Below are 22,236 nucleotides of genomic sequence, written 5' to 3'. Positions count from 1 at the left end.
AAGTTTTGGGCTATTCTGGATCGCCATTTTCGTAATCGAAATCATCATCGATTGGGAGACCCGGAGGTCTTTGGTGACCGTGGCGAATGGCTCTGATCTCTATCAGGTCATCGGCAATTTCGTAGTCGATGAGATAATCTCCCATCGTAAATCGCAAAATCCCGGGGACTGGCAGTTCGTCGCTTCGAAAACCCATTTGAGGAAAAAGAAGTAAGTTTGTTTTTAGCCTGCTCAGATCGTCGAGAAAGCGCAGAGCTGCCGCCGGACTTCTATCCTTCAGATATTGCGCTTCGGACCTGATATAGGCTCTGGCGCCTGCCGAAAGGCGAATTCTTTTCAAGCGGCGGCCCCTTTGACGACCTTCGCCACTTCGCTGATGACATCGTCAACATCATATGCGTCGCCGTTTGCCATATCGCGGCGAGCCTTTGCAATTTCCAGCACCTCGCGACCTTCGGCCGCCAGATAGGATTTGAGCGCCCGCACAAAGACCCAGCTACGCGTCCGCTCGCAGACCTCGGCGATCTCTTGGATCTCGGCGAGGATGTCAACGGGAACCCGGAGCGTAATAGGATCCGAAAGCCCACTCTGATTTTTCATCAACTTTATCTCCTTTTGTATTACAAAATACAGAGGATGCGCTGAAAGTCAATTTTCGAGGACGGGGCAACAGATTCCCCGTCAGCTCCTACTCTTCTCCGCCACGAGCTTGCTCAGTTTCGCGACTTCTTCTCGCACTGCCACGAGTTCTGTCAGTACCTGCAGGTCGATCTTTTGGTGCAACGACAGAACTTCGAGTTCGGCCTTGAGATTGACCTCGTAATCCTTGGCGGCCTCGAAGCGGTCACGTTCGGTCTGGCGGTTCTGCGACATCATGATGATCGGCGCCTGGATGGCGGCGATCATGGAGAGGACGAGATTGAGGAAGATGAAGGGGTAGGGATCGAAGGCGCGGGTGAGGAGAACGATGGTGTTGACGATACACCAGAAGACCAGGAACAGCAGGAAGCAGATGATGAAGGACCAGGAGCCGCCGACACGGGCGATGCCGTCCGCGAGGCGTTCGCCGTAAGACGCTTTGGCGGAGAAGGCCGCATTGATGTCGGTGGAAACGATCTTGCGCTCATGCGCCTTTTTCAGCACGCGCTTTTCGACCTCGCCAAGCTCCTCGGCCGTCTTGTCGAAATGCTGATGAACGAAATTGGGCAGATTATACATGGGAACACTCCAAGGACTCGATCGCCTTTGAGTGCCAAGTATTCGACTGCCCGATGGAAATGCAACGTGAAAAGGGTCGCAGCCTAGCTGCCCTGGTTGACCAGCCAGGCATGTGACGGGAAGAAGCGGTCGAGCCCGTATTCCCGTCCGAACATCACGTCGTGCTGCAGATAGCGGTAGTCGCGCATCATGGGATCGAGGTCGTGTTCGTTGCGGGACCAGTCCGGAAAGGTCTGGTTGTCGCGCGTCGCGAGCTGATAGCGATCGACGATGTTGTACTTCTTCTGCACCCGGCCGAGAAAGCCGGTGTAGAAGGGGTGCTCGTAGCCCGCGGTCTTCAGGATGTGATAGGGGAGCTGCGACGGGCTGATCGTGCCGACATCCTTGCGTACGCCCTTCTTGCTCGACCAGATGACCAGCGGTGTTTCGTGCTCCCGCTTCATCACGTCGAGCGGCGCTTTTCTAGATGCCACTTGCTCGGGCATGTAGCCGGTGTTCGGATAGACGCTGCCGAGCGGCGGCAGATGATCGCCCCAGAGAACGATGATCGTTTCGCGGTCACGCTTGGCGGCCCAGTCCATCAGCATCTTCAGGCTTTGATCGGATTCGCGCACGCCTTGCGCGTAGGTCGCGAGCGTGTCGCGATCAGCGTCCGTCAGGTCTCCCTTGATGTCGATTGTGTTCTCCGCATAGCGGTTCGGTTCATAGGGGCCGTGGCCCTGCAGGGTGACGGCGAAGAAGAAGAACGGCCGGTCCATCTCGTCTCCCTCGTGCATGATCTCCTTCATCAGCGAGTCGTCCGAGGCGAAAATGCCGCGCTTTTCCATCGGCGGCATCGTGTCTTCCGTGTGGAATTCCTCGAAACCGAAAGCCTTGTAGACCTCGTTGCGGTTCCAGAACCAGCCGCTGAACGGATGGAGCGCGCGTGCCGCATAGCCTTGACCGCGAAAGAAGGTGGCGAGCGACGGCATCGGTTTGCGGACATATTGCTGATAGGGAATGCTGCCATAGGGCAGGAAGGCGTTGGAGAAGCCGGTCAGGGCCTCGAACTCGACATTGGCGGTCATGCCGCCGAATTCCGGCGAGAAGACATGGCCGGATTGCGCCGCGCGGATCGTCGGCATCGGGTCCGGCGTGAAGGTCAGGTTGGAAAGCCGGGTCGGATCCCAGAAGGATTCGCTCATCAGCATGATGACATCAGGCTTTTGGCGCGGACCGGGCAGATAGCCGTAGTTGCGAGCGGGTATCGCGTCCATCGCATTCTGCCCGTACCCTGCGGGCACTTTGACATCGGCCATCGGCAGGTTCAGCGAGAAGGCGATGATGAAGCCGTTGTAGCTGTAATTTTCCTTTTGATCCCAGACGATGGGGATGATGCGCAGTTTCTCGCGGATGAACGAATATTGCGTCGCGTCCATCTGCGAGACGAAAAGAGCCGCGAGAGGCAGGCAAACGGAGAGCCGCATGACCCTCGCCTGGCGCGAAAGCGTTGCGGCATGCCGCCAGGCATAGCGCCAGAGGAGGGTGAGGGCGGCGATCGAGGCGATGATACCGAATGCGAGCGCAACGGCGGTCCATGGCCGCTCGCGCACCATCACCGGCATGAGTTCCATGATCTGGCGCGCAAACAAGAAATCCGAGGGATACAGCGGGTCGGAGAGATAGTGCTGCTTCTGGTTGGAGAGGAAGGCCGGGATGAGGACCAGAGGTGCGACCACCAAGAGCGACTGATGCGCGCGGCCGAACAGGGCATCGAGCAGCAGTATCAACAGCATGACGATGCCGACGGTGGTAAAGGCAGGCTGACTGAGGGACAGCAAATAGGCCGGGATATTCGTCAGCTCGCCGCGTGCAACCCACTCAACCGCGATGACAATCAACAGCGAGGACAGGAAGGTCAGGAGAAGGCTGAGTAGCTGGCGCAGAGCCGCCGATTGCTGCCTCGCTGTGCCAAGCTTTTGTAGAATGGCGGGCTTGCCTGCCAATGCGGGACTGGATACCGGGGCGATCACCGATCTCTCCGTATGTTATAAATGTTTCACAGAAGTGTCACTCCTTTGTCATGAATGCCGGATGAACCGCAAGGCTTGCTTAGTATTTTTCGGTGACAAAGTACCGCCTGCGCGAGCGCCGCTATCTTTCGCGCGCGACGGCAGCCAAAGGCTGTTGCGGAACGGGGGCGCCGTCGTTAAATATATGGCATGATAGAACAAAGCCCCATCACCCAGACGATCCGCATCGCTGTCGCACAGCTCAATCCGACGGTCGGCGATGTCTCAGGCAACCTTGCAAAGGCGCGTGAAGCCCGGGCCGAGGCGGCGCGCGAAGGCGCGCATCTTGTTCTGTTCACGGAGCTATTCATCTCCGGCTATCCGCCGGAGGATCTGGTGCTGAAACCGGCCTTCATCCGCGCCTGCTGGAAAGCCGTGGAAAGTCTTGCCGCCGATACCGCCGATGGCGGACCGGGCGTCATCATCGGCTTTCCGAGGCAGGACGAGACAGGCCGTTACAATTCCGTTGCCGTGATTGACGGCGGCAAAGTCATCTTCACCAGGGACAAGGTCGATCTGCCGAACTATGGCGAATTCGACGAGAAGCGTGTCTTTGACGAGGGGACCATCTCGGGACCGGTCAATTTCCGGGGTGTCCGGATCGGCATTCCTATTTGCGAGGAGATCTGGAACGATCTCGGCATCTGCGAAACGCTGGCCGAAAGCGGCGCGGAGCTTCTCCTGGTTCCGAATGGCTCGCCTTACTATCGCGGCAAGGTCGACGTCCGTTATCAGGTTGTGCTTCGTCAGGTGATCGAGTCGGGCTTGCCGCTTATCTTTGCAGCCCAGGTCGGCGGCCAGGACGAGTATGTTTTCGACGGCGCGAGCTTCGCTTTCAACGCCGACAAGTCGCTGGCTTTCCAGATGAGCCAATTCGAGACCGCCCTGGCGATAACGACCTGGAAAAAGAACGGCGATGGCTGGCACTGCTCCGAGGGGCCGATGGCGCATATTCCGGAAGGCGAGGAGGCCGATTATCGTGCCTGCCTGCTGGGCTTCCGAGATTATGTCAACAAGAACGGTTTCAAGTCGGTCGTGCTCGGCCTGTCGGGCGGCATCGATTCGGCGATCTGTGCGGCGATTGCCGTCGATGCGCTCGGCGAGGAGCGGGTTCGCACCGTGATGCTGCCTTATCGCTATACGTCGGAAGACTCGCTGAAGGATGCGGCCGATTGCGCCAAGGCGCTCGGCTGCCGCTACGACATCGTGCCGATCGAGGAGCCGGTGACGGGTTTCAACGCTGCGCTGGCCGACCTGTTCGAAGGCACCGAAAGCGGCATCACCGAGGAAAACCTGCAGAGCCGCGCACGCGGCACCATCCTGATGGCGATCTCCAACAAGTTCGGCTCGATGGTGGTCACCACCGGCAACAAGTCGGAAATGTCGGTTGGCTACGCCACGCTCTATGGTGACATGAACGGCGGCTTCAACCCGATCAAGGACCTCTACAAGATGCAGGTCTATGCGCTGTCGCGCTGGCGCAACCTGCATGTGCCGCCGGGGGCGCTTGGCCCATCGGGCGAGGTGATCCCCTACAACATCATCGACAAGGCACCGTCGGCCGAACTCAGGCCGAACCAGACGGACCAGGATTCGCTGCCACCCTATCCGGCGCTCGATGATATTCTGGAGTGCCTGGTGGAAAAGGAGATGGCGGTCGAGGAGATCGTGGCGCGCGGGCACGATATTGCGACCGTCCATCGCATCGAACATCTGCTCTATCTCGCCGAATACAAGCGCCGGCAGTCGGCGCCAGGCGTGAAGATCACCACGAAGAATTTCGGCCGTGACCGGCGCTATCCGATCACCAACCGGTTTCGCGATCGTTGATCGTAACGCCATCCGGCGAGTGGAGAAGCAATGCGCAGTTCGGTCGAGATCTACAATATCCGCACCGGTAAAAACCGGATCGTCTGGCAGACGGACACGTTGATCGAGGCGCCGAATTTCGCGCCGGATGGGCGTTATCTGCTGCTGAACGCCGATGGACTGCTCTATCGGCTTGCCCTTGATAGTAAGGCCGGACCTGTTCAGGTCGGCACCGGCTTTGCGACGCTCTGCAACAACGATCACGGCATTTCGCCGGATGGCTCGCTGATCGCCATCTCCGACAAAACCCAGCATGGCAAGTCCTGCATCTACGTCCTGCCGGCTGAAGGCGGGACACCACGGCAGGTCACCATCAACCTGCCGTCCTACTGGCATGGCTGGTCGCCTGACGGGAAGCGATTCTCCTATTGTGGTATCCGCAACGATGTCTTCGACATCTACACGATCTCGGTCGATGGTGGTGAGGAGACAAGGCTGACGCATGGTGAGGGCCGCAATGACGGGCCAGACTATTCCGCCGACGGGCAATGGATCTACTTCAACTCCAGCCGCACCGGCCTGATGCAGATCTGGCGTATCCATCCCGATGGCTCCGGTCTCCAACAGGTGACAAGCGACAATTACGGCAACTGGTTTGCCCATCCGTCGCCCAGGAAAGACAAGGTCGTGCTGATCTCCTACGATCCCGATGTCTTCGATCACCCACGCGATTTGAACGTTCGCATGCGGTTGATGGATATGGATGGCGGCAACCTCGTGACGCTGTTCGAGCTCTTCGGCGGGCAGGGAAGCATCAATGTGCCCAACTGGTCGCCCGATGGCGATGAATTCGCCTATGTCCGCTATGAGCCGGCGTGACCTCTCTGGACAGGCCGCGTGCCCCGTTATAAATCTTTGGTCGTTCTCAGGGCGCATCCGATCCGCGGGAAGGGCAAGGCCCACCTGATGCTTAGAACGTAAAGACTGCCACACCTCTTTTCAGTCTGTGGGCGCGGATACCGGACGTGAATGAAAGGAGGTCTTTGTGACCACGCGCTCTCTGGCGAGCAACGCCACCCTCGATTCCCTGAAAAAACAGGCCAAGGCTTTTCTGAAAGCCATTCATTCCGGCGATCAGTCGGCACTTAGCCGTGTTGCACCCTATTTTGCCGATATCACGGATGTAGGGCTTCAGGACATTCAGCTTGTTCTTGCCCGTGAATACGGCTTCTCCAGCTGGACAAAGCTGAAGGCACATCTGGAAAGTTCGGATCGCCAGAAAATCCCGGCAGATAAGCTTGCCAACCAATTCCTGTCGCTTGCGACGGTGTCCTACTTCTCTCACATAGCGGCCGATCCGGCGCGGTTCGCCGAGGCACTGAGGTTGCTGGAGGCGCATCCCGAGATTGCTGAGGAAAATATCCATGTCGCTGCCGTGCTTGGAGATGCCGCCGGCGTGAGCCGCTGGCTCGATCGAGAACCACAGCTTCTTGAGCGCAAGGGCGGGGCTTTCGATTGGTCTCCGCTGATGTCCGCCGCTTATGCCCGTTTGCCCGGTCACTCAAGCCTGCCGGCGGCTAGGGAGCTCGTCAGGCGAGGCGCCGATCCCAATGCCTTCTTTCTCGACAGCGGCCAATATCGCTTCACGGCGCTGACCGGCGTTTTCGGCGAGGGCGAGGCCGGCAAGATTCGGCAGCCGCAGCATCCGAAATGCGAGGCTTTCGCGCGCTTGCTGCTCGATGCAGGTGCTGAAGCGAACGACAGCCAGGCGCTTTATAACCGGATGTTCGAGCCCGACAATTCTTGTTTGGAACTGTTGTTGGAATACGGCCTTTCCGCGAGCGATAAGAACAACTGGCTGGTACGCGAGGATGGCCGGCTGGTGGCGAATTCGCAGACCGTGTTCAACTATCAGCTGGCCTGGGCCTGCGAGAAGCGCATGGGCGAGCGTGTCAGGTTGCTGGTCGAGCATGGGGCCGATGTTAATAAGCCAGTGAACGGCCGGACGCCTTACGAATGGGCGCGGCTGGGCAATGACAAGGATTTGGTGCTTTATCTCGTGCAGCATGGAGCTATAGCTGTTCGTCTAAAGCAAGAGGATTGGGTCTATATTCTCATTCGGCAGAAGCCCCGGGATGCAACGGCCGATCCGGCGATACTTGTTGATCACATCAAGAGAAGAGTAGCGGGTGACCTCGACATTCCCGAAGCGATGCGCCGGGCTCACCCCGCCATGTTGCATGAGGCCGCCGGCGATAATGATTTGCGGGCTGTTCGCCTTATGCTGGCGTTGGGCTTCGACGTTAACGCCATGACCAGCCGTACGCCGCTGCACGAAGCTGCTTTGCATGGTCACATCGAGATGGCGAAGCTGCTGATCGAGTATGGTGCCGACACCACTGTCCGCGATCCCTATTACTATACGCCGCCGATCGGCTGGGCGGAGTATAATGGCAGGGAGGAAATGGTCGAATTTCTGAAGACGCAGCCGCTCGATATGTTTGCAGCCGCTGCTTACGGTCAGATCAAGCAACTGGCCTCGAATCTGGATGCCCACCCTGAGCTGATCAACACCCGCTTCGGCGATTTTCGCCCGCATGGGGAGGCTAGTGCGGATCGAGACTGGATGACGCCGCTTGGCCTCGCAATTCTCAATCGTCGGGCGGATGCGGTGCGCTTCCTGCTGGAGCGTGGGGCTGATCGTTCCGTGAGAGATGCCTCCGGCCGGTCCTATCGCGATCTCGCGAGGGAGGCGGGCGACGAGGCCGTCATCGCGCTGATGCGTCAGCCTATTGCGACGGCTGTGGTCCAACCTCTTTCGGATGTTTAAGATCGAGCGTGCCCTGGTCGGTCGCAAGAAATTGCGGGCCGACCTGGCGCACCTTGTTGGTCGCGGGATCGTAGGGCCGATCAGGTTGCAGTTGTTTCGGCTGAACCGGAGTGATTTCCGGTGCGGCTATCACCGCTGTCTTCTGCTGCGGCAGCGCGGCGTCGTCCGTTTTGGGCTTTTCCGTCTCGATCGTGGTGATGGAGCTCTCCGGTTGTGCCAGCGATTGTTGTGTCGGCGCCGGAATCTCCAGTTTTTTCCTGGTTTCGATCACGGTATCCGGCGTGGCCGACAGCGGTGCATTGCAACCGTTCCGCTGCATTTCATCCAGCAATTCGCGCCGTTCCACACCGGCGTCGTCGATGCGGGTCACGCTCAGCTCGCGCTCATCCATCAGCGATGCAAGATCATCCCGCATCCGCTCCATCGCATCATGCATGTCATCGCAGGTAGCTTCGTTGTCGGAGCCGAGGATGGTCAAGCTGCTGTCGGACGTGCAGCCCTGATTGCGCATGTCGCTCCGCAGCCGCCGGATCGCCATGTTTTGTTGGACGATCGTGCGCGAAAGATCTCGCGCCTTGGCATTGGCGCCGATGATTTCGGTGGTGTCGACATACTCTGCGCGCAACTCGTCGCAGATGGTATTCGCCTGGGCAAGGGCCGGCGTCGCCGCCAGCATGGACAGCAAAAGAGAAGAATAGAGTTTTTTGCCGCGGCTCACGTTGTGCTCTTCGAAAAGCGGATCGATCTCCAGGGAGAATATACCGTGGAGCTTAACAACGTACCCATCAAAACATGCTGATTACGAAAGATTTTTAGTAGATGACCAGCCGGGATCGCCCGATTGTTCGAACGGCCGCCGGGAGCGGCCGTTCTGTCGGCATATTCTTAGTTCGGCTGCGATGCTTCGACTACGGCAAGGGCCGCCATGTTGACGACGCCGCGCGAGGTGACGGAGGGCGACAGGATGTGGGCGGGCAGCGCCGTACCAAGCAGGATCGGGCCGACATGCAGGCCATCGGTCATGGTCTTGACCACGCCGAGGGTGATGTTGGCGGCATCCAGATTGGGGAAGACAAGCAGGTTCGCTTCGCCGGAAAGCGTGCTGTCCGGCATGACATGGCGACGCAGGCTTTCGGAGATGGCGCTGTCGCCATGCATTTCGCCGTCGACTTCCAGTTCCGGGGCCGCTTTACGCACGAGCGCCAGGGCATCGCGCATCTTGGTGGCGCTTTCCGATTCCCGCGAACCGAAGTTCGAATGCGAGACGAGGGCGACGCGCGGCGCGATGCCGAAGCGCTTGATTTCCTCGGCGGCCAGCACCGCTGACTGGGCGATCTCCGCCGCATTCGGATTAAAGGTGACGTAGGTGTCGGTGTAGAAGGTCGCGCCGCGCTGCGAGATCAGCAGGCTGAGCGCCGAGAAATCGCCGACATCCGGGCGCTTGCCGATGATCTGGCGGACGATGCGCAGATGGCGCTCGTAACGGCCTTCGAGACCGCAGATCAGTGCGTCGGCATCGCCGCGCTTCAGCGCCAGGGCGCCGATGACGGTGGTGTTGGTACGAACGATCGTCCGTGCTGCTTCCGGAATGACGCCGCTTCGGCCGACAAGCGAGAAATAGAGCTCGACATAATCGCGGAAGCGCGGATCGTCATTCGGGTTGATGACGGCGAAATCGGTATGCGGCCGGATCTTCAGGCCGTAGCGCTTCAGGCGGGTCTCGATGACGTTGGGACGGCCGATCAGGATCGGCACGGCGGTGCCTTCTTCGAGCAGAACCTGGGCAGCGCGCAGAACGCGCTCGTCCTCGCCTTCGGAGAACACCACGCGCTTACGCTCGGCGATCTTCGCGGCGGCGAAAATCGGCTTCATGACGAAGCCAGAGCGGAAGACGAAGCGGTTGAGCTCGTCCATATAGGCGTCGAAATCGGTGATCGGACGCAGCGCCACGCCGCTTTCGGCGGCGGCTCTCGCGACGGCCGGCGCTATGCGCAGGATCAGGCGCGGATCGAAGGGCGAGGGGATCAGATACTCCGGTCCGAAGACCGGCGTCTCGCCTGTGTAGGCGCGGGCGGCCACATCCGAGGGCTCCTCTCGGGCAAGCGATGCGATGGCGCGCACGGCGGCCATCTTCATTTCCTCATTGATCGTCTTGGCGCCGCAATCGAGCGCGCCGCGGAAGATATAGGGGAAGCAGAGAACGTTGTTGACCTGGTTCGGAAAGTCCGAGCGGCCGGTGCAGATCATCGCGTCCGGCCGGGCGGCGCGGGCGAGGTCCGGCATGATTTCCGGCGTCGGGTTGGCCAGCGCCATGATCAGCGGGTTCGCCGCCATCTGTTCCAGCAGTTCGGGCTTCAATACGCCGGCGGCAGATAGGCCAAGGAAGACATCGGCGCCGCCGATCGACTCGGCAAGCTCGCGCTTGTCGCTCTTCTGGGCATAGACGGACTTCCATTCGTCCATCAGCACGTTGCGGTCTTCATAGACGAGGCCCTCGATATCGTGGACCCAGATGTTTTCGCGCTTGGCGCCGAGAATGACCAGAAGGTTGAGGCATGCGAGCGCCGCGGCGCCGGCGCCGGAGGCGACGATCTTGACGTCCTCGATCTTCTTGCCGGCCAGTTCCAGCCCGTTGAGAATGGCGGCGGCGACGATGATGGCGGTGCCGTGCTGGTCGTCGTGGAAGACCGGGATATCCATCTTCTCGCGCAGGCGACGCTCGACCTCAAAGCATTCCGGTGCCTTGATGTCCTCAAGGTTGATGCCGCCGAAGGTGGGTTCGAGCGCGGAAATGGTGCTGACCATCTCATCGACGGTTGGTGCCTCGATTTCGATATCGAAGACATCGATGCCGGCGAATTTCTTGAAAAGAACGGCCTTGCCTTCCATCACCGGCTTGGAAGCCAGCGGGCCGATATTGCCGAGGCCGAGCACGGCCGTGCCGTTGGAAATGACTGCTACGAGATTGCCGCGCGAGGTGTAGTCGAAGGCCGTTTCCGGATTGTCGCGGATGGCAAGACACGGTGCGGCGACGCCGGGAGAATAGGCAAGCGCCAGGTCGCGCTGGTTGCCGAGCGGCTTGGTTGCCTGGATTTCCAGCTTGCCGGGGCGGGGATAGCGATGAAAGAAGAGAGCCTGTTCGTCGAGATTGCCACTCGCCATGTTCTTGGCTGCCTTCGATGTGTCGTGCGTATCCATCCCGCTTCTCCATTCCTACCTGCGCGCTTGCGCCTTGAGTTCCCCTCCATACATCAATCGCTCCGGGTGCACAGTATGGATTTGACGCTGCTGAAGGGTTTTTTGTCGCGGCAAACCCATAATTTTCCTTTGTGGAAACTGTGACTTTGCAGAGGGGCAGGCGGCCGCCGGCCGCGTCATACGAGGTTCATGGCGGGAGGCTAGGAGGGGGAAACAGAGAGATCCCTTATGACCCTCATTGCCTCTCATCGCGGCGGCACGCATTTGTGGCCTGAAAATACCCGGCTTGCCTTTTCGAATACCGCCAGGCTCGGTGTCGATCTCGTTGAGTTCGATGTGCACCAGACAAGCGACAACAGGCTCGTCGTTCATCATGACGCGCTTATCGACCGCATGACGGATGGCAAGGGCGCGATCGCCGATTTCAGCCATGACGCGCTGATGCGCCATATTGTCATCGGCAGCGGCGGCGAGACCATTCCGACTCTTGCCGAAACCATCGGCATTTTCAGACCGTCGGCGGTCGATCTTCGGCTGGAGATCAAGACGAAGCTGGACGGCAAAGCCTACGACGGCATGGAGGGCCGCATCGCGGAGGAGCTGTTGGCGAGCGACATGTTGCGGCGGACGATGGTGACCAGCTTTTCGCTTTCACGCCTGGAAGCTTTCGGCACGGCGCTCAACGAGCGCGGGTTGAATGTCGGCGAGCTCCTCGGTTTCGTCTTTCTCTGCTCGCCGCAAACGGTCTCGCAGCTCGGTTGGGAGGGCACCCTTGCCGCGCTCAGCCGGTTTGGCGTCCGGGACATTGCCTTGCGCGCAGAGACCATCGACATCGAGGTGATGGACCTGTTCGGAAGGAACAGTGTGACGGTGCATGGCTGGGCGGCGCATACGAGCGAGATGGCGCGGGCGATGTTCCGTCTCGGGGTGGCCAGTTTCACAACCGATCGGCCAGATCTCGCCATGGCTGCAAAACGCGACTGATTTCCTGCCGCGAGCGCTCCGCACAGCATTTGTCATCTTCCTGAAACACGAGTCTGATTTTGGATTAGCCAACGTAGGATAGGGCACGGACAAATGTTCGTGAATGAAAACATGGACACCCGGCGATATCGAACGCTGTTCATTTCTGACGTGCACCTTGGCTCGAAAGCGGCCAAGGCGGACTTTCTTCTCGATTTTCTGCGTCTTCATGACGCCGACACCATCTACCTCGTCGGCGACATCATCGATGGCTGGCGGTTGAAGCGCAATTGGTACTGGCCGCAGGATTGCAACGACGTCGTGCAGAAGCTGCTGCGCAAGGCGCGCAAGGGCACGCGCATCGTCTATATCCCTGGCAATCATGACGAATTCCTGCGCGATTTCCCCGGCACGCATTTTGGCGGCATCGAGGTGGCCCAGCGTGCCATCCACGAGACCGCCGACGGCAAGAAGTACCTCGTCCTGCATGGCGACGAATTCGACGTCGTCGTCCGCAACGCCCGCCTGCTCGCCTATCTCGGCGACTGGGCCTATGACATGGCGATCCTGATCAATATCGGACTTGCCGCGGTTCGCCGCCGCCTGAACATGCCCTACTGGTCTTTCTCAGCCTGGGCGAAGCTTCAGGTCAAGCATGCCGTCAACTTCATCGGCGAGTTCCAGCGCGTCGTGGTCGAAGAGGCCAAGCGCAGCGATGCGGACGGCGTTATCTGTGGACACATCCATCATGCCGTCATCGAGGACTTCGATGGCATCCGCTATATCAATACCGGCGATTGGGTCGAAAGCTGCACGGCGATCGCCGAGCATGAGGACGGCACATTCGAGCTGATCACCTGGCGGTCGATTACCGAGACCCAGCTGATTGGCGTTGCCGATGAGAAACTGCCCGAAGCGCTTGGAGCGCAGGCGGCGTAATATTTCGCCGCCTCACGGGTCTGATAACCATCCGTCACAATTATTGATCGCCGCGATCCGGCCGCTTTCGTCATTTTAGGCTGAAACGTTGCGGCAAGGCCATTTCCCGCCATAGTCGTGATATCGATAGGGTGCTAGGAACACATCAGTTCCCTTCAGGTCTGTCATGATTCCCGCTACAAAATCTCTGCAGGGTGAGGGTGCGCCGCCGTATTTTCGGTTGCGCACGGCCTTGTCCTATTGTGCGCCGTTGATCGTCAACGGGATCGCCCTGCCGTTTTTCCCGGTCTGGCTGGCCGGGTTGAATTTCAGTGATCGCGAGATTGGTCTTATCCTCGCCGTGCCGATGGTGGTGCGGGTTCTCGTTGTGCCCATTGTCGGCATGCTTGCCGACCGTGTGCAGGAACGTGCCACTGTGCTGTTTTGGTCGGGTGCCCTGTCGCTGTTGACGGCGATCGCGCTTTACTGGACGAGCGATTTCTGGCCGGTGCTGCTAGTCTACGGCATTCAGGGGGCGACATACGCGCCTTATGTGCCCATCGTGGAATCGATCGCTGTTTCCGGTGTGCGGCGCTGGGGTTTCGATTACGGCTCGATGCGTGTCTGGGGATCGATCGCTTTCATCGTCTCGACCCTTATCGGCGGTCAGATGATCGGCAAATGGGGCGGCACGACGGTTCTTCCCGCCATGGTCGCGGGTTTCGTCCTGACAACGCTGATGGCTTTCTTCTGTCCGCGCATCGGGCCGACGCGACGCCGCAACCAGCCGATCAGTCTGCAGGCGCCGACCAGTTCGCTGCGCTCGCCGCAATTGCTGGTCACCATGATCGGTGTGTCGGTGCAGCAGTCGAGTCATGCCATGATGTATACGTTCGCGTCGATCTATTGGCGCCAGCTTGGTTTTTCAGGCACGCAGGTCGCCATCCTCTGGTGCGTCGGGGTCGCGGCGGAGGTCATGGTGTTTTTCATGTCGAGGATGCTGGGCCGGCGGTTCAGCGCCTGGACGTTGATCTTTTTCGGCGCGGCCGTGTGCGTCGTCCGCTGGATACTGTTCCCGATCAACCTCGGTTTCGCAGGCTATTTCCTGCTGCAATGTTTACACGCCTGCACTTTCGCCTGTGTACATACCGGTATCCAGCGCCGCATCGTCGCCTCGGTGCAGGAAACGCAGGAGGCCTCGGCTCAAGGAGCCTATTTCTTTTATAACGGCATGTTTCTCGGACTGATGACGCTGGTATCCGGCTACCTCTATGCCTGGCTGGGTCTTTCCAGCTACTACATTATGTCTGGCGTTGCTGCTTTCGGTCTCGTCATGCTGATCGTCGCCCACAACCTTCAGCCTCATAGCTCTGCAATCGGCGGAAGAGCGAGCGAAACTTCGTAAGCTGCCCCAAAACGAATTCATTTGGATATCAAAATCCTATGGCATATTTTTTGGTGTTTGCGTGGCATAGAAATCGCCTATGCACTCGGTGTATTAACGATTAGCGTCGCGTGGGGATTTCCGAGTCGGCGATCTCGCCGCAAGACTTGAAAGACGTATGAGTTTGAAAGCAGCCGAACAGAAACCCGACGCACCGAGGATCGACGACGAGCCCGATGGCAATGGGCATCGCTATCGGCTGGAAGGCAATTGGCGCAGTGCCAATGTCCATGGCGTGCTGCGGCGCATCGATCAGCTGACGACGCGGAGCGGCGGTGGCCGGGTGGTGATCGATCTTTCCGATCTCTCTGACGTCGATACCGCCGGGGCGCTGCTGATCCGCCGCCTGAAGGAAAGCCAGGAGGCGCATGGCGCCAGTGTCAGCATCGAAGGGTCCAATCCGCATGTGGACGAGCTGCTGACGGCCTTTACCGAGGATCCGGATGACGAGAAGCCGGAGCCCAGGCCTAGGAAGTCTTGGGCGGAGCGCATTTTCGCGCCGATCGGCGAAACCGTCTACGAGATCTGGGGCAATCTTGTCGCGGCCATGTATATCCTTGGTTCAGCGGTGCGCGGTGCGCAGCTCAAGTTCGGGCGCGGCAGCGGTGTTTCTCCTGCGTCCATCGTCAACCAGATCGACCATATGGGCGTGCGCGCCGTCCCGATCATCCTTTTGATGTCCTATCTGATCGGCGCGATTATCGCGCAGCAGGGCGCATTCCAGCTGCGCTATTTTGGTGCCGAAGTGTTCGTCGTCGATCTCGTCGGCATCCTGCAATTGCGTGAAATCGGCGTGCTTTTGACCGCCATCATGATCGCCGGCCGCTCGGGCAGCGCGATCACCGCCGAAATCGGCTCGATGAAGATGCGCGAAGAGGTCGATGCGCTGAAGGTGATGGGCCTGAACCCGATTGGTGTCCTGATCTTCCCGCGGCTGGTGGCGCTGACCGTGGCACTGCCGTTGTTGACGATCCTTGCCAACTTTGCCTCGCTCTTCGGTGCGGCGACGGTGACCTGGGCCTATTCCGGTATCACCTTTGCCACCTTCATTTCGCGCCTGCATGAGGCGATCAGCCTTTCCACCGTCATCTCGGGCATGATCAAGGCGCCGTTCATGGCGCTGGTCATCGGCATCGTCGCGGCGGTCGAAGGATTGAAGGTCGGCGGCAGCGCCGAATCGCTCGGCCAGCATGTGACCGCATCGGTGGTGAAGTCGATTTTCGTGGTGATCCTGATGGACGGGCTATTTGCCATGTTCTACGCCGCGATCGATTTCTGAGGGATATCAACGATGAGCGCGCTTCACTCTGAAATCCCCTTGGAAAAAGATGAGCATGGCAGGGACATCGTGCTGTCGGCACGGGATGTCACCGTCGCTTTCGGATCGAAAGTCGTGCTCGACAAATTGAACCTCAATATCTATCGCGGCGAAATCCTGGGTTTCGTCGGCGCTTCCGGTGCTGGCAAGTCAGTGCTGCTGCGCACGGTGCTGCGGCTGCTGCCGCGCCGTTCGGGCAAGATCGAAATCCTCGGCGAAGACTATGACAAGCTCTCCGAGCTGGAGCGCAACAGGCTCGACATGCGCCTGGGCGTGCTCTTCCAGCAGGGCGCGCTGTTTTCCTCGCTGACGGTGAAGGAGAACATCCAGGTGCCGATGCGGGAATATCTCGACCTGCCGAAGGCCCTGATGGACGAGCTGGCGCATCTGAAGATCCGCATGGTGGGCCTTGCCGCCGATGCGGCCGACAAATACCCGTCCGAGCTGTCCGGCGGCATGATCAAGCGCGCGGCACTTGCGCGAGCCCTCGCACTCGACCCCGACCTCGTTTTCCTGGACGAGCCGACCTCCGGCCTCGACCCGATCGGGGCTGCGGAATTCGACGAGCTGATCGCCAAGCTGCGAGACACGCTCGGCCTGACCGTCTATATGGTGACTCACGACCTCGACAGCCTGTTTTCCGTTTGCGATCGTATTGCCGTTCTCGGGCAGAAACGGGTATTGGTGGAAGGAACGGTTGAGGACATGCTCGCCTGCGACGACCCTTGGGTGCAATCCTATTTCCGTGGTAAACGCGCGCGTTCGATCGTGCCGACGGGACGAGTTGGAGACCGCAACGACAACGGCGCTGGCGCCCATAGCCGTAAGAAGTAATTGGAACGATGGAAACCAAAGCCAACTATACGATCGTCGGGTTCTTCACATTGCTGGTCATCGCGGCCGCCTTCGGCTTCGTCTATTGGATGGCGGAATATGGTCGGGGCGGTCCGATGGTTGAACTGGTCGTGCGCATCCCGGGCTCGGCAAACGGCCTGAGCGTTGGTTCGCCCGTCCGCTTCAACGGCATTCAGGTCGGTTCTGTGCAGGGGCTTTCGATCGATGCCGACGATCCGAACTATTCGCTGGCCTTTACCGAAGTGCGCGCCGATGCACCAGTCTATACGTCCACCAAGGCCATTCTGGAGATTCAGGGCCTGACGGGCGCGGCCTATATCGAGCTTTCCGGCGGCCGCAACGGTGACGAAAACATTCTGAAGCGCTCGACCGACACCGGCAAACGCGCCGTGTTGCTTGCGGATCAGTCAAGCGTGACGAACCTGCTCAACACCGCCGACAAGATTCTGAACCGTGCCAACGACACGATCGGTGATATCCAGGGCTTCGTCTCGGATTCCCGCGCGCCATTAACCGAAACGGTGCGCAACGCGCAGACTTTCTCCAAGGCATTGTCGGACAATTCCGACAATATCGACAAGTTTCTCGCCAGCGTCGGGCAGCTTTCGGAGACCTTCAAGACCGTGTCGACCCGTGTCGATTCGACACTTGAGGCGGTCGAAAAGCTGGTGCGTGCCGTCGATGCCAACAAGATCAATGATGTCGTGAACAACGCCGACAGGATCACCGCCAACGTGGCGGATGCGACCACCGATCTGAAGGCGACCATCGCCAGCTTCAAGCAGACTGCGGATACCTACAATGCTTTCGGTCAGAAGGCGCAGAAGACGTTGGACCGCGTCGATGCCATCGTGGCGCAGATCGATCCGGCCAAGCTCAAGGGTTCCGTGGACGATATTGCCCAGGTGACCAAAGATGCCCGCACGGCCGTCACATCCATCCGTGATGTCGCTAATTCGGTTGCTGCCCGTCAGCAGGATATCGATCAAACGATAGCCAATGCCCGGTCGATTTCCGAAAAGTTGAATTCCGCCTCCGGCAAGGTCGACGGCGTTCTCGCCAAGGTCGACTCGCTGCTCGGTTCCGGCGACACGCAGTCGCTGTTTGCCGAGGCCAAGAATACGCTCGAATCCTTCAAGACGATGGCGGACAATCTCAATGCCCGGATCGGGCCGATCGCCGACAATCTCCAGAAGTTTTCGAGCAGCGGTTTGAGCAACGTCCAGACCCTCATCAACGACATGCGGGGCACGGTTGACAATCTCAACAGCACAATCACTAATTTCGACCGCAATCCGCAGCGCCTGCTCTTCGGCGGCGATACGGTCAAGCAATATGACGGCCGGGCGCGGCGTTGATGGATAGCGATTTCAGGGCTGTGAGGGATATGCGGACTATGGTCGGTTGCGTTTCGAGTGAGCGTTCTAAAGCGTATCGGACGGCGGCAATAATTCTGCCGTTGCTCGCGGCCCTGCTTAGCGGCTGCGGTTCCAAGCCGTCCAACGATACCTATGATCTCTCGGCCTCGGTCAAGGCGAGCGGTCCGTTGATGAAGGGCAAGCAGATCCTGATCCCGCCGCCGACGGCGCTACAGGCGCTCGACAGCAATCTGATCGTCATCCGCGTCTCGCCCTCCGAGATCCAGTATCTCGGCAAGGCGCAGTGGAGCGACAAGCTGAGCCGGATGGTGCAGTCGAAGCTGGTCGAAGCTTTCGAGAATACCGGCAAGCTTGGTGGCGTTGGTGTGCCGGGGCAGGGGCTGGCGATCGACTATCAGATCGTCACCGACATCCGTTCCTTCGAGATCGATGCTGCCGGCGGCCAGAAGTCCGCCGCTGTCGAGATCTCGGTGAAGATCCTCAATGACCGCACGGGCACGATCAAGTCGCAGAGCGTCTTCCGCAAGGCCGTTCCGGTCAGCGGCGGCAGTAATCCGGATTTCGTGAAAGGGCTCGACACGGCCTTTGCCGGCGTCACCGCCGAGATCGTCGACTGGACGCTGCGCTCGCTTTAAGCGCGGCCTATCGCTCCATCAGCGCCTTCAACGTGTTGAGATCCTTCAGCACATGCGCTGCATCGGCCGCGAATTGCTCATCGGTCATCCCAGGCAATCTCAGCAACGTGAACATGACCTCGCAGCCGTCGCCATTCGGCACGGCTCTCAATGCGTTATGAACCTGCAGACCAGATTCGAGGGTCACCGTATGGTCGATGACGCCGAATTCGTTGCGGGGCGTAAAGCGGATGCGGGCCGAGCCGAGGACGCCCTTGGTGATCCACTCCTCGCCGTCCTGCTCCAAGCCGGATGTCAGGCCGGAGGCCCAGAGCGGCATGTTTTCGGGGCGGCCTGCAAAGCCGTAAACCTCCTGCCAATGGCGGTCGATGGAGACATGAACGATCTTGGCGGGCATGGTCGACATGGATGCTTCCTCCTCTATATCCGTCTTCAAATGATTATCGGGTCAGGTTGTTGAAGCCAGCGGCAGGTCGGCATTTTGAAAAATCCTGCAGCATTCTTGCCCGGTTCTGCAATGGGGCTAATTCGAGGCTGGCGAAGGCTTGCCGTTTTGCGCCCGGAGTGCAACAACACGCCCAACGCATAACTCCCGAAGGGCACTATCGGTTTCGGGGAAGGCTTAGGCGTCATTTCAAAATATCACTGCGTCCTCCGCGCATGCGATGGGATGTGAGGCGCAGCAAGAGAATTATTGGAGGATTGTCGTGGAAAAGGCAGAAATCGGACTGATTGGTCTCGCTGTGATGGGATCGAATCTGGCGCTCAACATTGCCGAAAAGGGCAATAAGATCGCGGTGTTCAACCGTACACCGCAAGTGACGGATGAATTCTATGCGAATGCGGGCGCGCTGAAGGACAAGATCATTCCCTGCAAGACGATTGAAGAATTCGTCGAATCGATCCGTCCTCCGCGGCCGATCATCATCATGATCAAGGCCGGCGAGCCGGTCGACCAACAGATGGCGGCTTTGCAGCCCTATCTGGACAAGGGCGACATCATGATCGATGCCGGCAATGCCAATTTCCGCGACACCATCGCCCGTTTCGACCGTCTGAAGGATACCGGCCTGACCTTTATCGGCATGGGCGTCTCGGGTGGCGAAGAGGGCGCGCGCCATGGTCCGTCGATCATGGTTGGCGGCACCGAGGACTCCTATAAGCGTGTCGAGAAGGTGCTGACCTCGATTGCTGCCACATATAACAACGATCCGTGCGTCGCCTGGCTCGGCAATGATGGCGCCGGTCATTTCGTCAAGACCATCCATAACGGCATCGAATATGCCGACATGCAGATGATCGCCGAAATCTACGGCATCCTGCGCGACGGTCTCGGCAAGAGCGCGGCTGAGATCAGCAAGATCTTCGGCGACTGGAACAAGGGCCGGCTGAATTCCTACCTGATCGAGATCACCGAAAAGGTTCTGGCGGCCAAGGACCCGGCAACCGGCAGTGCCATGCCGGACGTCATTCTCGACAAGGCCGGCCAGAAGGGCACCGGCAAGTGGTCGGCGATTGAAGCGCAGAACATGGGCATTCCGGCGACCGCCATCGAAGCCGCCGTTGCCGCCCGCAGCCTCTCGGCCATCAAGGATCAACGCGAAGCCGCCGAGAAGATTTTCGGCACGCCGGACTACAAATTCCCGATCGCCTTCGGCCCCGACCTGCTGAAGGATCTGGAACTGGCATTGTTTGCCGCCAAGATCGGCGCCTATGCGCAGGGCTTTGCCGTCATGGCCGAAGCGTCGAAGGAGTTCAACTGGTCGCTGCCGATGCCGGTCATCGCGAAGATCTGGCGCGCTGGCTGCATCATCCGCTCGCAGTTCCTCGACGAGATCACCAGCGCCTTCACCAAGACGCCGGATGCCGCCAACCTGATCGTCACCCCGGCCTTTGCTGAAATGGTCAAGGAATCGATCCCGTCGCTGCGGCGCATCGTTTCGGCGGCCACGGCCTCCGGCCTTCCGGTTCCGGCCCTGGCCTCGGCGTTGACCTATTTCGACGCCTACCGCCAGGCTCGCGGCACCGCAAACTTGATCCAGGCCCAGCGCGACTTCTTCGGCGCCCATGGCTTCGATCGCGTCGACGGCAAGGACATCCACCACGGCCCATGGGGCAGCGGTGCGAACGGCTGATACTGTCGGCTGATTTCGAAGATAGAAGAGCCCGCCGGATAAGTGTCCGGCGGGCTTTTTCTTGCCCGTCAGTCCTTCGGCCAGATCGGCGCGCTGATGCTTTGCAACAGCTCCGGCTCGATACCGTCGATACGGGCGATGACGGCCTTGCCCAGCTCGCGGCCGGCATGGCGGAAGTCCTCGTGGATCGCAATGATCTCCGGGCGAATCCAGCTCAGCACGTCGGTCGATTGCTTGGCGACCATATCGATCTCGTGTCCGAGACGAAAGCCCGCAGCCTCGATGCCAGCATTGACGGCGATGGCGCCGGCGCTGCTGGAGCAGACGATGCCGTCGGGCGCGTGCGGGGAGCGCATCAGCGCCTCGACCGTATCCTTGATGTCGGCAAGCGCCGTATCAGTGCTGGCCCTCAGAGGAACCTCCTGGGCATGGTATTCGCGCAAGCCCGTCTGAAAGCCGATCTGGGTGTGCAGGTAGTAGTTAAGCTTGCCCGGCGGGTGTAGCAGCGCGATGCGGCGGCGTCCCTTGGCGACCAGCGCGCGCACGGCTTCGCGTGCGAAAGCCTCGTTGTCGAAATCATGAAAAGGATGGGAAATTCCCATATTCGTGCGTCCATGCGTGGCAAAGGGCATGCCGCGCTGGTGCATGAGCTCCACGCGCGGATCATCCGGCTCCGTGCGCGATATGATGACGCCATCGGCCGATCCGGTATCGAGGATATAGCGCACGGGCACTAGCGGGTCCTTGCTATGCGAATGCGGCGTGATGACGAGATGATATTGCGTGCCCGCCAGAACCTCGGAGATGCCGAAGACCATGTGGCTGGTGAAGCCCATGATTTCCTCGTCGATGCTGAGCACCAGCGCGATAACATTGGTCTTGCCGGTTCTCAGGCGCACGCCGGCGCGGTTTGGCTGGTAGCCCAGTTGACGGGCCACCATACGGACGCGCTCCTTGGTTTCAGCGCCGATATCGGGAGCGTCCTTCAGGGCGCGCGATACGGTCGTGATCCCAAGGCCAGTCATGAAGGCGATCGTCTTCAGCGTCGGCCGCTCGGGCGAGGGCTGAATGCCGCCGCCTGAAGTTCTCTTATTATCCATCTCGTCCAAGCCTGCCTCCCGGCCGCCTCTCCCGCGACCATGCGCTTATATCGCCTGTGGCAGCGCCGCAAGCACATGCGTGATACGGCCGCTCCTCCCTCATTGCAGAAATCTGTAACGATACAGTAGAAAAGTCGAGCGCTTTTTCTGTCTGGAACTCAAATAAGATATCCAGAGGTTGAATCCACAGTTCGGGCCGAAAAATTTTGCAGTTGCGAAAGGTTGTCTGGAGTTTATGAAGCGATGCAGCATTTTTAGTTTAAAAATTTCAACGAACTAAGGGAAAGTTCGATGGATTCGTGTCGCCGATGAAACCTTGGGCGTATCGCATTTTTTGCAAGCATAAATGTAATCTGGCATAGTTTGACGGCGCCTTCCGGAAA

19 protein-coding genes are annotated in these 22,236 nt (G+C 59.4%); 11 read left to right on the top strand and 8 right to left on the bottom strand.

Annotation, left to right across the window (positions count from 1 at the left end):
* Window positions 1–10: 10 nt before the first annotated feature.
* The 4 genes from EX00_RS30975 to EX00_RS06365 all read right to left on the bottom strand — a co-directional run bounded on the left by EX00_RS30975 (window position 11) and on the right by EX00_RS06365 (window position 3,230).
* On the bottom strand, window positions 11–331 hold the full coding sequence (locus EX00_RS30975) for a type II toxin-antitoxin system RelE/ParE family toxin (protein WP_404944012.1): 321 nt from the start codon (window positions 329–331) through the stop codon (window positions 11–13).
* A gap of 5 nt (window positions 332–336) precedes the next feature.
* Window positions 337–600: a CopG family ribbon-helix-helix protein gene (locus tag EX00_RS06375; protein ID WP_047455232.1), complete on the bottom strand. Its 264-nt coding sequence runs from the start codon at window positions 598–600 to the stop codon at window positions 337–339.
* 81 nt (window positions 601–681) lie between these two features.
* Complete coding sequence (locus EX00_RS06370) at window positions 682–1,218, bottom strand: DUF1003 domain-containing protein (RefSeq protein WP_047455230.1); 537 nt, start codon at window positions 1,216–1,218, stop codon at window positions 682–684.
* Window positions 1,219–1,301: 83 nt separating this feature from the next.
* Window positions 1,302–3,230, bottom strand: a complete 1,929-nt coding sequence (locus EX00_RS06365; protein ID WP_047455228.1) for an LTA synthase family protein — start codon at window positions 3,228–3,230, stop codon at window positions 1,302–1,304.
* Window positions 3,231–3,419: 189 nt separating this feature from the next.
* Between EX00_RS06365 and EX00_RS06360 the strand changes: the two genes are divergently transcribed.
* From EX00_RS06360 to EX00_RS06350, 3 genes are all read left to right on the top strand, one after another.
* Entirely contained in the window at window positions 3,420–5,099 is a 1,680-nt protein-coding gene (locus EX00_RS06360) for an NAD+ synthase (protein ID WP_047455226.1), read from the top strand.
* 30 nt (window positions 5,100–5,129) lie between these two features.
* Window positions 5,130–5,957 carry a TolB family protein gene (locus tag EX00_RS06355; RefSeq protein ID WP_047455224.1) on the top strand — a complete coding sequence of 276 codons (828 nt, stop codon included), beginning with the start codon at window positions 5,130–5,132 and terminating at the stop codon, window positions 5,955–5,957.
* Window positions 5,958–6,123: 166 nt separating this feature from the next.
* Window positions 6,124–7,908, top strand: a complete 1,785-nt coding sequence (locus EX00_RS06350; RefSeq protein WP_047455222.1) for an ankyrin repeat domain-containing protein — start codon at window positions 6,124–6,126, stop codon at window positions 7,906–7,908.
* Here the strand turns inward: EX00_RS06350 and EX00_RS06345 are convergent.
* Both EX00_RS06345 and EX00_RS06340 read right to left on the bottom strand, forming a co-directional pair.
* The gene (locus EX00_RS06345) at window positions 7,868–8,626 is read right to left on the bottom strand and encodes a hypothetical protein (RefSeq protein ID WP_047455220.1); all 759 of its coding nucleotides are present in this window, start codon (window positions 8,624–8,626) and stop codon (window positions 7,868–7,870) included. The two genes, EX00_RS06350 and EX00_RS06345, sit on opposite strands and share 41 nt — an antisense overlap.
* Window positions 8,627–8,793: 167 nt before the next feature.
* Window positions 8,794–11,106, bottom strand: coding sequence for an NADP-dependent malic enzyme (locus EX00_RS06340; RefSeq protein WP_047455218.1), 2,313 nt, complete (start codon window positions 11,104–11,106; stop codon window positions 8,794–8,796).
* Between the two features lie 228 nt (window positions 11,107–11,334).
* Here EX00_RS06340 and EX00_RS30740 point away from each other — a divergent pair, with 228 nt between their 5' ends.
* The 7 genes from EX00_RS30740 to EX00_RS06305 all read left to right on the top strand — a co-directional run bounded on the left by EX00_RS30740 (window position 11,335) and on the right by EX00_RS06305 (window position 18,618).
* Window positions 11,335–12,090 (top strand): glycerophosphodiester phosphodiesterase, encoded by a 756-nt coding sequence (locus EX00_RS30740; RefSeq protein WP_052210679.1) that lies wholly within the window; start codon window positions 11,335–11,337, stop codon window positions 12,088–12,090.
* A 93-nt stretch (window positions 12,091–12,183) separates the two neighbouring features.
* The gene (locus EX00_RS06330) at window positions 12,184–13,008 is read left to right on the top strand and encodes a UDP-2,3-diacylglucosamine diphosphatase (protein WP_047455216.1); all 825 of its coding nucleotides are present in this window, start codon (window positions 12,184–12,186) and stop codon (window positions 13,006–13,008) included.
* 166 nt (window positions 13,009–13,174) lie between these two features.
* Window positions 13,175–14,392, top strand: coding sequence for an MFS transporter (locus EX00_RS06325; protein ID WP_047455214.1), 1,218 nt, complete (start codon window positions 13,175–13,177; stop codon window positions 14,390–14,392).
* Window positions 14,393–14,549: 157 nt separating this feature from the next.
* Window positions 14,550–15,710: an ABC transporter permease gene (locus EX00_RS06320; RefSeq protein ID WP_047455212.1), complete on the top strand. Its 1,161-nt coding sequence runs from the start codon at window positions 14,550–14,552 to the stop codon at window positions 15,708–15,710.
* A 12-nt stretch (window positions 15,711–15,722) separates the two neighbouring features.
* Window positions 15,723–16,583: an ABC transporter ATP-binding protein gene (locus EX00_RS06315; RefSeq protein WP_047455210.1), complete on the top strand. Its 861-nt coding sequence runs from the start codon at window positions 15,723–15,725 to the stop codon at window positions 16,581–16,583.
* Window positions 16,584–16,591: 8 nt separating this feature from the next.
* Window positions 16,592–17,962 (top strand): MlaD family protein, encoded by a 1,371-nt coding sequence (locus EX00_RS06310; protein WP_047455208.1) that lies wholly within the window; start codon window positions 16,592–16,594, stop codon window positions 17,960–17,962.
* A 38-nt stretch (window positions 17,963–18,000) separates the two neighbouring features.
* Complete coding sequence (locus EX00_RS06305) at window positions 18,001–18,618, top strand: ABC-type transport auxiliary lipoprotein family protein (protein WP_047455206.1); 618 nt, start codon at window positions 18,001–18,003, stop codon at window positions 18,616–18,618.
* Between the two features lie 7 nt (window positions 18,619–18,625).
* On the opposite strand, the gene EX00_RS06300 is transcribed toward EX00_RS06305, so the two are convergent.
* A complete protein-coding gene (locus EX00_RS06300) occupies window positions 18,626–19,024 on the bottom strand; it encodes a polyketide cyclase (RefSeq protein WP_047455204.1) in 399 nt (132 codons plus the stop codon).
* 301 nt (window positions 19,025–19,325) lie between these two features.
* On the opposite strand from EX00_RS06300, the gene gndA reads away from it, so the two are divergent.
* The gene (gndA, locus tag EX00_RS06295) at window positions 19,326–20,753 is read left to right on the top strand and encodes an NADP-dependent phosphogluconate dehydrogenase (protein ID WP_047455202.1); all 1,428 of its coding nucleotides are present in this window, start codon (window positions 19,326–19,328) and stop codon (window positions 20,751–20,753) included.
* 68 nt (window positions 20,754–20,821) lie between these two features.
* Here the strand turns inward: gndA and EX00_RS06290 are convergent, their stop codons facing one another.
* Window positions 20,822–21,853 carry a LacI family transcriptional regulator gene (locus EX00_RS06290; RefSeq protein ID WP_047455200.1) on the bottom strand — a complete coding sequence of 344 codons (1,032 nt, stop codon included), beginning with the start codon at window positions 21,851–21,853 and terminating at the stop codon, window positions 20,822–20,824.
* Window positions 21,854–22,236 lie beyond the last annotated feature (383 nt).

The sequence above is a fragment of the Martinezella rhizogenes genome, assembly GCF_000799715.1.
Classification (GTDB): Bacteria; Pseudomonadota; Alphaproteobacteria; order Rhizobiales; family Rhizobiaceae; genus Rhizobium; species Rhizobium rhizogenes_C.
Note: the sequence above shows the minus strand (reverse complement) of the source record. Positions and strands in the feature narration are given on the sequence as shown.